Raw genomic sequence first — 8,624 nt, 5'->3', positions numbered from 1 at the left:
GAATCAGAAATATCTAAACTAGAGTCCGAAAACCCAGCAAAACAATCGCCAGCCGGAAATTAGCTGACTAAAAATGTCCGACCCTCCACACGGGGAGTGAAAAGGCCGGAACCAAAAAATATTTGGCACTGACATTCATCGACACACTATTGAGTTCTCAAAGAACACACGCACACACATCCGGGCCAGTCTCGACCGGACCTTCTGTGAGGCAACTTTCCCAGCCTAACCAAGCAACCAACCGAAGTCAAGACCATCGGCCGATCTGCGTCATACTGGGCTGACAGGCGCTCCTCGTACTACCTCGTTTCCCGGTCCTGCTCGGCGTTTCCGCTTCGCTTGGCTCCGGGTCGGAGTCCGTGTCGCTCTGACTTGGACTAAGTTACGCGGCGGATAACGCTACGTCAAATCGCCTGAACAACTTGGCGTTTCCGCAGGTCAACGGTGCGCGATCGGAGTGATCGGCGGCTTGAATCACACGGATGTGATTCAAGCCACCGCGACCGTCATGCACCTGCCCGAAGAACCCCCGCCAGGTTCTTCTTGCCGCGCCGCAGCACGAGCCAGCGTCCGTGCAGGTAGTCGGCCTCGGCAGGCGTCCATTCGATGTCGGAGATCTTCGCGTTGTTCACGGCGGCGCCACCCTCGTTCACCGCGCGCCTGGCGGCGCCGCGGCTCTCGCACAGGCCGGTCGCGACGAGCAGATCCACAATGGTGTTCGATTCACCCGCCTTGATCTGCGCGACCTCACCGTCGACGGCGGCTTCGCGCAGGGCCGCGCCGAGCGTCGCCTCGTCGAGCTCACGCAGTTCACCTCGGCCGAACAGCGCCTGGCTGGCCAGTTGCACCGCATGGGTGTGGGCCTCGCCATGGACCAGGGTTGTCATCTCGGCGGCCAGCCTGCGCTGCGCCTCCCTGGCGTGCGGACGCTCGGCGGTCGCACGCTCGAGTTCGTCGAGTTCCTCGCGGGACAAGAAGGTGAACCAACGCAGGTAGCGCACCACGTCGGCGTCCGCCGTGTTCACGAAGTACTGGTACCAGGCGTACGGGCTGGTCATCTCGGGATCGAGCCACAGGCTGCCGCCGCCGGTGGACTTGCCGAACTTCTTGCCGTCCGCCGAGGTCACCAGCGGAACGGTCAAGGCGTGCACGGCCGCGCCGTCGACCCGGCGGTTGAGTTCGACGCCCGCGATGATGTTGCCCCACTGGTCGGAGCCGCCGACCTGCAGCGTGCAGCCGTAGTTGCGGCGCAGCTGCAGGTAGTCGTTGGCCTGCAGGAGCATGTAGCTGAACTCGGTGTAGGAGATGCCCTCGCCGTCCAGTCGTCGCTTGATGGTGTCGCGCGCCAGCATGACGTTCACCGAGAAGTGCTTGCCGATATCGCGCAGGAAGTCGACGGCGGACAGCGGCCCGGTCCAGTCCATGTTGTCGGCGATGACCGCTCCGGTCGGGGAGTCGTCCAGGTCGACGAAACGCTCGAGCTGGGAGCGGATCCGCTCGGCCCAGCTCGCGACGGTGTCGGTGGAGTTCATGGTCCGCTCGCCGACGTCGCGCGGGTCACCGATCAACCCGGTGGCGCCACCGGCCAGCACGATGGGTCGATGTCCGGCGCGCTGGAAACGCTTCAGCGCGAGCAACGGCACCAGATGGCCCGCGTGCAGGCTGGCCGCGGTGGGATCGAAGCCGGCGTAGAGGGTCAGCGGCCCGGCGGCCGCCGCCGCACGCAAGGCATCCAGGTCGGTGGACTGCGCGATCAGACCGCGCCAGGTCAGTTCGTCGATGATGTCGCCGCTCACGATGTCCTATCTTTCCGCACGAGGTTCGGGGCCACGTGTGCACCTCGGTCTCGGGCGCGCGGCGGTGTCGGTCGAATGATTTACATGCGAGCGGTCGAGGTGTCCGCCCGACCCGTTCGCGGAGACGGATCGCCGTCCGGTCTCGCCGCGTTCGGTGAACGAGCACAGGTGCGAGGTTCCGTGCCGCATCGGACCGCTACGCGGCGCTCGCCGCACTCGCGCGAGAGTTCGTGGTGAATGGCCGAGGCTCGCGGTCGAGACGGTCGTTCGACGACGAGCCCGGCAGAGTGATCGACGGTAGCGAGCACCTGGTGAGCGCACCGACCCAGAGCGCCCCAGGCGTCCACCGCGACGTATTACCCCGTAATGCGCATCGACGGTCGGTGGACCGGAGTCCACCGACCGTCCACTACGCGTGCACTCAGCGCGGCAGCATTTCCCGGACCGCGGCGATGCTGTCGCGGCGCTGGTAGGCGATCCAGGCGAACACGACGGCCAGCACCAGCGGGAACGGAGCCAGCGCGGGAGCGCCCAAGAGGAATGCCTGGGTGGCGGCCGCCAGCACCATGGTGACCGAAAGGCCGGAGGCGGCCAGTCCACTCAGCCGCGGCACGAGCAGACCTGCGCCGCCCGCGACCTCGACCAGGCCGGTGAGGTACCGGAACCAGTCGCCGAATCCGATCTCGTGGAAGATCCGCACCGCGTCGGACTGACCCACCAGTTTCGGCAGGCCCGAGGCGACGATCAGGAACAGGCCGAGCAGGATCTGCAGGGTCCACAGGGTGCGGTTGAGCGCCTTGCCGGGGCGGGCTACGGCGACGGTGCCGGTGGTGGCGATGGCGGTCATGGTTCTGTCCTTCGGGTCGGTGGCGCCGGGTTGGTGGCGCGTTCACCTGATAGGACGGGAACCTTCGCGAAAACTCATCGCGCCGCGGCGAAAAGTCTCGACGAGCCGTCAGACCGACTGCGCGGCGGACAAGGGAGCGCGCGGACTGCGCCGGTACACCGACACCGCCCGCGAACCCGGAAGCCAGAAACGCCACGGCACATCCGCCGCGCTGCTGACGCCGACCCGTGGGCCACTCGCGATCTCGGCGGCGTCGACGGGGCTGTCCAGTTCCAGCCGGATCGGCGACGACGGATCGAGCAGCGGAGTTCCGTAGTCGCTCAGAGTGATTCCCAGCGCACCGCCGAGATTGCCCGGGCCACGGGCCAAGTCGAGATCGGATCGGGCGCCGGGACGTCGCGCGCGCGCCGTCTCCAGTCCCGCGACGACCTCGCCGGAGCGGATGAGCGCGGCGCTGGCGATGCCGTCCGGTCCGCTCGTCACGTTGATGCAGGTGTGCATGCCGTAGCTGAGGTACACGTACAGCACACCGGCGGGGCCGAACATGACGCCGTTGCGCTTGGTCCGGCCGCGACCGGAATGCGATGCCGGATCCGGCCACGGCCCGGCCGGGTCTCCCCCGTAGGCCTCGACTTCGACGATCCGGACACCGACCGGGCCCGACCACAAGGTAGCCCCGAGCAGACGGCGGGCGGCGGCGGGAGGTTCGACGGCAAGTTCCTCGACAGATTGGGCACACACAGCCGCCATTGTCCTCGACGGCGACAACGGAGGCGGGGCAGCGCAGCCGCTCGGCACGCGTACCGCCTCGGCACGAACGATCGCGACGAGGACATGACGGCGTGCCATGTGGCGTGAGCGCCGATGCGCACAGACCGACCCGACCCGCGACGACCGGCGGAAATCGTTGACCCGGCCGACCGGAGCAGACAGTGTGCGCATTCAGAAGTACGCGCTGTGCTCGCCGGACCGCAGTGTGAGCAAGTCGTCGGCGATCACGGCGGCGTACGCCACGACCACGATCGCGGCCAGTTGCGCCCAGGAGACCCAGTAGACGCCGATCGGGGTGGTGGCCGCTACCGCGAGCGCCGCGAGCAGGCGCGCCCAGGGACGCGGCAACCGCAGTGCCAGGCGGAAGAAGAACTGACCGAGGAAGTACAGCGCGACGCCGCCGGAGAGCGCGGCGGCCACGGCGACCGGGCTCGCCACGCCGCCGCGGGCGATGCTCATCTGGATGCCCGCCGCGGCCACGATGACGCCGATCAGCAGTGGGTACAGGGCGTAGCCGTAGGCCAGTACGGCCGGCCGGGACCGTTCCCGGTCCGGCACCGCGGCCAGCACATGCTCGCCGCGCTCGTCGTCGACGCCGAAGTACGCCCACCACAGGACGTAGGCCAGGCAGAGACCGAGGCCCACGGTGGCGATCAACTCCGGCGTGATCCGCTCTCCGGCCAGCCCGGCGCCGATGGCGACGAGGGATTCGCCGATCGCGACGATCACGACCAGCCCGTGCCGCTCGCAGAAATGACTGGCTCGGACCACGAAGTCGCCCGTGTCGACCAGATAGGGGCTGATCACCTGCACCGCGAACGCCGATATCCAGCAGGCGTACTGCACCCAGTCGTGCACGAACCCACCCGCCAGCACGAGGGCGGCGGCCAGGGCGTTGAGCGGGGCGATCCGGCGGATCGCGGTGGTCGCCGACGTGCCGCCCGCCGAGGCGAACAGCGCGGTATGCACGGCGGTGACCAGGACGTATCCGAACCCGAAGGCGATGCCGGTGCCGTGGAACGCGTCCGGGATGGCCAGAGCGAGGACGAAGAAGGCGAACATGCCGACCAGCAGCCAGGTCCGCCGGGCGGAACTGTTCGGCGCGACCTCGTTGGTGAGCCACACGTAACCGGAATACATCCACCAGATCACCCCGAACAGCAGCGCCACCTGCGCGAGTGCCTGCCAGCCTGGATGGTGTGTGTAGACGTGCGACAGCTGGGTGATGGTGAGAACGAAGACGAGATCGAAGAACAGCTCGAGCGTCGAGGCCCGTACCTGTCCGCCGTCAGCGGACAGGGCACTCTGGTTGGTCACGGCTGGAGCCTAGAACGGCGGAAGATCACCCGAGCGCGTCGGTGCCCATGGAAAGGCCCTTCAGCTTGTACGGGTTGACCTGGAACCGGAGGTTCTGGATTCGTCCGTCGACGATGTCGTAGGTGAACGCGGCCACCGGGGAGCCGCCGATGAATACGAGCGCGCCGAGTTCACCGTTGATGCAGGCGGATTCGAACACGAAGCCCGCGACGACCGGCTTGGCCAGCACGCCGAGGATCCAGCGGGCCACGTGGTCGGGTCCGTACAACGGTCGGCGCGCCGCGGTGACCACGCCGCCGCCGTCCGACCACGACGTGACGTCCGGGGCGAGCAGATCCATCAGCGCGTTGAGATCGCCGCCGGAGCAGGCGGCCATGAATCGGGCGGTGACATGGTCGCGCTGCGCCTTGTCGGTGTCGAACCGCGGCCTGCGGGATTGCACGTGCTGCTTGGCGCGGTGCGCGATCTGCCGGATCGCGGGTTCCGGCCGGTCCAGGGTCTCGGCGATCTCGGCGTGCGAGTAGCCGAAGACCTCGCGCAGCAGGAAGACCGCGCGTTCGACAGGACTGAGCGTTTCGAGAACCACCAGCATCGCCGTGGAGACGGTGTCGGCCAAGTCGGTCTCCTCGGCGATGTTCGGTGCGGTGAGCAACGGCTCGGGCAGCCAGGGGCCCACGTAGTTCTCGCGGGTGGCCTTGGCCGAGGTGAGCCGGTTGAGCGACAGGTTGGTGACCGTGCGCACGAGGTAGGACTTGGGTTGCCGCACCGTCGACCGATCGGTGTCGTTCCACTTCAGCCAGGCGTCTTGGAGGACGTCCTCCGTATCGGTGACGGTCCCCAGCATCCGGTACGCGGTGGCGAACAGCAGACGTCGGTGTTCGAGAAACGGGTCCTGCTCGGTTGTCCGGTCGGTCATGGCTGAATTCTCCTGGTGGCTCGGCCACCTTTCGACAGCGCGACCGACACCGTCATCCGCTTGCTCAGCGCGAAGGTCGGTATCGGGCTGCTGCTGACGGCCTCCTTGTAGATGACCGCGGCGCGTCCGGCCAGGTAGCCGCGGCGCGGGCGGTCGTCGGCTTTGGTGAACTGGATGACCGCGTCCTTGCGACCGAGGCTGACCGGCTGGTGGAAATACCCGAAGCGGAACGGCCGCACGCGCTTGCCGCGCAGTTGCCGCGCGATGACGTCGGCGGTGTAGGCGGCGGTAGGCATCCCACTCTGGCAGGTGCCGTGGATCTGCCCCCACGCTTGACGGACCGCGGCGGCGTCGCCGATGGCGTGGACGGCCGGATGCGACACCGACCTCAGGGTCGGGTCGACCACGATCAGCCCGTGCGCGTCGGTCTCGATGCCCGCCCGCGCGGCCAGCGGTGACACGCGAACACCCGCCGTCCACAGCGTCAGGTCGGTGGGCACCAACTCGCCGCCGGCCAGTTCGACGGCGTCGGGCAGCACCTTCACCACGGCCCGGCCGGTCTCGCGGGCGACGCCGAGGCGATCGAGCGCACGATGCAGGTACGCGCGGGCGTTCGTCCCCATCATGGCCCCGAGCTCGCCGGTGCTGATCAGGGTGACGCGCGCGCCGGGATGACTCTCGGCGATCTCGGCCGCCGCCTCGATGCCGGTGAGGCCGCCGCCGCAGACCGCGACGGCGCCCCCGCGCGCCGCGACCTCGGTGAGGCGCTCGGCGAACCGGTGTGCGGTGGCGGGGTTGTCGAGGGTCCACGCATGGTCTGCGGCGCCGGGCACGATGGTCGTGTCCGCGGTGCTGCCCAGGGCGTAGATCAATTCGTCGTAGGGAAGACGAGTCGTCTCGTCGACGGTCACCTCTTGGTTCACCGGATCGATGGCCGTGGCCCAGCCCTGGACGAAGGCGACCCCGGTGCCTTCCAGCAGCGCGGGAATCCGGTGGTCCGCGAGTTGCTGACCGGCGGCCACCTGATGCATGCGCAGACGCTCGGTGAATCGGGCCGAGGGGTTGACCAGCGTGATCCGGACGTCGAGCGCTCGGGTGCGCCGGGCCAGCCGCACGGCGGCGAGCATGCCGGTGTAGCCGCCGCCGAGGACGACGATGCGATGTTCGGTGTTCATGGCAGTGCTCCAATGGTCGGGTCACCGGGGCAGGAATGGCGGATGGTGACGACCATGGGACAAATGACCGGACCCGGACGTGACACCCCGGGCTGTGTTCTGGGTCACAGTACGCCAGCCGCTTCCGATCGGTGCGTGATCCCGCACCCGGAAAGCCCGGACGCGGGCATCAGGGGTGGACCGGGGTGGAAATAGGGATGCTCCCGGATGCGTTGGGGCACTTGCCATTTCTACCGTCGGTCCATGCCTTCGGATTTCCGGCCGCGCAAGCGGCGGTGGTTGCTCATCGTTGTCGTCTGCGTCGCGGCGTTGCCGGTCCTCGTGGTCGGTGGCGTCGCCTGGGTCTACGCCCGAGCGGACGTGTCCACGGCCGGGAAGACGGAATTCCGGAACGAACTCGCCATTCCTCCGCTGGCGCCGTCGCGGGTGGGCGCCGACGGGACGCGCACGTTCGAACTCGACATGCGCGCCGGGCGAAGGGAATTCCAGCCCGGCCGGACTACGGAGACGTGGGGATTCAACGGCGACTACCTCGGGCCGACGCTGCGGGCGCGGCACGGGGAGAACGTGGCCGTCACCGTGCGCAACACGTTGCCGGAGGCCTCCACCGTGCACTGGCACGGCATGCACCTGCCCGCGGCAATGGATGGCGGGCCGCACCAGATGGTGGCTCCCGGCGCGGCGTGGACGCCGCGGTGGACCATCGATCAACCGGCCGCGACGCTCTGGTATCACCCCCATCCGCACGGTGCGACCGAAAAGCACGTGCGCCGCGGACTGGCGGGTATGTTCCTGCTCGACGACGAGGTGTCCACCGCCTTGCCCCTCCCCTCCGACTACGGGGTGAACGATCTGCCGTTGATCGTCCAGGACGTGCGGTTCGACGGCGCGGCGTTCGACTCCGCGCATGCGATGTTCCGCGACGTCGGGTTTCTCGGCGATCGGACGATGGTCAACGGCACGCTCGCGCCGTACCGCGACGTCGGTGACGAACTCGTCCGGTTGCGTCTGCTCAACGCCTCGACCGCGCGGATCTACACCTTCGTCTTCGCCGACGGGCGGCCGTTCTCGCTCGTCGCGACCGACAGCGGGCTGATCGAAAGACCGAGCACCGTGGACCGGCTTCGGCTGTCACCGGGCGAGCGGGCGGAGATCGTGGTCCGGATGCGGCCGGGCGAGCGCACCGTGCTGCGCGGCGGCGAACTCGACGCCGGGCTGGATTTCTGGACTCAGCGGTTCTCCGGCGGCGACGACACTTTCGACATCCTCGAACTACGCGCGGCAAGCACGTTGCGGCCCGCGCCGGAACTCCCCGCGGTCCTGGCGTCTCCGACCACCCCGGACGGCGGTGATTCGGTGCTGGAACGGCATTTCGACCTGAACCTGGCCGGGATCAACGGCAGGCCGATGGCCATGGACCGCATCGATTTCGCGGTCACGCGCGGCACGGCGGAGACCTGGGTGGTGCGCAACAACGACGGCATGCCGCACAACTTCCACATCCACGACGTGCGATTCCGCGTGCTCGCGGTGGACGACGAGCCGCCGCCCCCGGCACTGACCGGCCCGAAGGACACCGTCTTCCTGCCGCCGAACAGCACGGTCCGGCTGGCGATGCGCTTCGACGGCCCGGCCGATCCGGACGCGCCGTACATGTATCACTGCCATCTCCTCTGGCACGAGGACCTCGGAATGATGGGCCAGTTCGTGGTCGTGAACCCGGGCCAGGCGGCGGGAACACCGCCGGTGCGGCACGGCCACTGATTCCGGGAAAAGCACTCTTGCCGGTCGAGCGCGAGCGC

At 68.3% G+C, this 8,624-nt stretch carries 7 protein-coding genes; 1 reads left to right on the top strand and 6 read right to left on the bottom strand.

Annotated features, from left to right (window positions below; translation table 11 throughout):
- Nucleotides 1-506 precede the first annotated feature (506 nt).
- From tyrS to ABZW96_RS34955, 6 genes are all read right to left on the bottom strand, one after another.
- On the bottom strand, nucleotides 507-1,796 hold the full coding sequence (gene tyrS / locus ABZW96_RS34980; RefSeq protein WP_355080835.1) for a tyrosine--tRNA ligase: 1,290 nt from the start codon (nucleotides 1,794-1,796) through the stop codon (nucleotides 507-509).
- A gap of 421 nt (nucleotides 1,797-2,217) precedes the next feature.
- Entirely contained in the window at nucleotides 2,218-2,643 is a 426-nt protein-coding gene (locus ABZW96_RS34975) for a DoxX family protein (protein WP_355080833.1), read from the bottom strand.
- A gap of 108 nt (nucleotides 2,644-2,751) precedes the next feature.
- Nucleotides 2,752-3,393 (bottom strand): DNA-3-methyladenine glycosylase, encoded by a 642-nt coding sequence (locus ABZW96_RS34970; RefSeq protein ID WP_355080831.1) that lies wholly within the window; start codon nucleotides 3,391-3,393, stop codon nucleotides 2,752-2,754.
- Nucleotides 3,394-3,585: 192 nt separating this feature from the next.
- The gene (locus tag ABZW96_RS34965) at nucleotides 3,586-4,731 is read right to left on the bottom strand and encodes a low temperature requirement protein A (RefSeq protein ID WP_355080829.1); all 1,146 of its coding nucleotides are present in this window, start codon (nucleotides 4,729-4,731) and stop codon (nucleotides 3,586-3,588) included.
- Between the two features lie 25 nt (nucleotides 4,732-4,756).
- Nucleotides 4,757-5,647, bottom strand: coding sequence for an RNA polymerase sigma-70 factor (locus tag ABZW96_RS34960; protein ID WP_355080828.1), 891 nt, complete (start codon nucleotides 5,645-5,647; stop codon nucleotides 4,757-4,759).
- Complete coding sequence (locus ABZW96_RS34955) at nucleotides 5,644-6,822, bottom strand: FAD-dependent oxidoreductase (protein WP_355080826.1); 1,179 nt, start codon at nucleotides 6,820-6,822, stop codon at nucleotides 5,644-5,646. Before ABZW96_RS34955 ends, ABZW96_RS34960 begins: the two co-directional genes overlap by 4 nt.
- 243 nt (nucleotides 6,823-7,065) lie before the next feature.
- On the opposite strand from ABZW96_RS34955, the gene ABZW96_RS34950 reads away from it, so the two are divergent.
- Nucleotides 7,066-8,586: a multicopper oxidase domain-containing protein gene (locus ABZW96_RS34950; protein WP_355080824.1), complete on the top strand. Its 1,521-nt coding sequence runs from the start codon at nucleotides 7,066-7,068 to the stop codon at nucleotides 8,584-8,586.
- Nucleotides 8,587-8,624 lie beyond the last annotated feature (38 nt).

The sequence above is a fragment of the Nocardia sp. NPDC004168 genome, assembly GCF_040610355.1.
GTDB lineage: Bacteria > Actinomycetota > Actinomycetes > Mycobacteriales > Mycobacteriaceae > Nocardia > Nocardia sichangensis.
This window is presented reverse-complemented; position numbering and strand designations above follow the sequence as displayed.

Excerpts from the sequence above, each read along its gene's own strand:
- ABZW96_RS34975 (WP_355080833.1), bottom strand. The coding sequence starts at position 2,643 with ATGACCGCCATCGCCACCACCGGCACCGTCGCCGTAGCCCGCCCCGGC.
- ABZW96_RS34970 (WP_355080831.1), bottom strand. The coding sequence starts at position 3,393 with ATGGCGGCTGTGTGTGCCCAATCTGTCGAGGAACTTGCCGTCGAACCT.
- ABZW96_RS34960 (WP_355080828.1), bottom strand. The coding sequence starts at position 5,647 with ATGACCGACCGGACAACCGAGCAGGACCCGTTTCTCGAACACCGACGT.
- ABZW96_RS34955 (WP_355080826.1), bottom strand. The coding sequence starts at position 6,822 with ATGAACACCGAACATCGCATCGTCGTCCTCGGCGGCGGCTACACCGGC.
- ABZW96_RS34950 (WP_355080824.1), top strand. The coding sequence starts at position 7,066 with ATGCCTTCGGATTTCCGGCCGCGCAAGCGGCGGTGGTTGCTCATCGTT.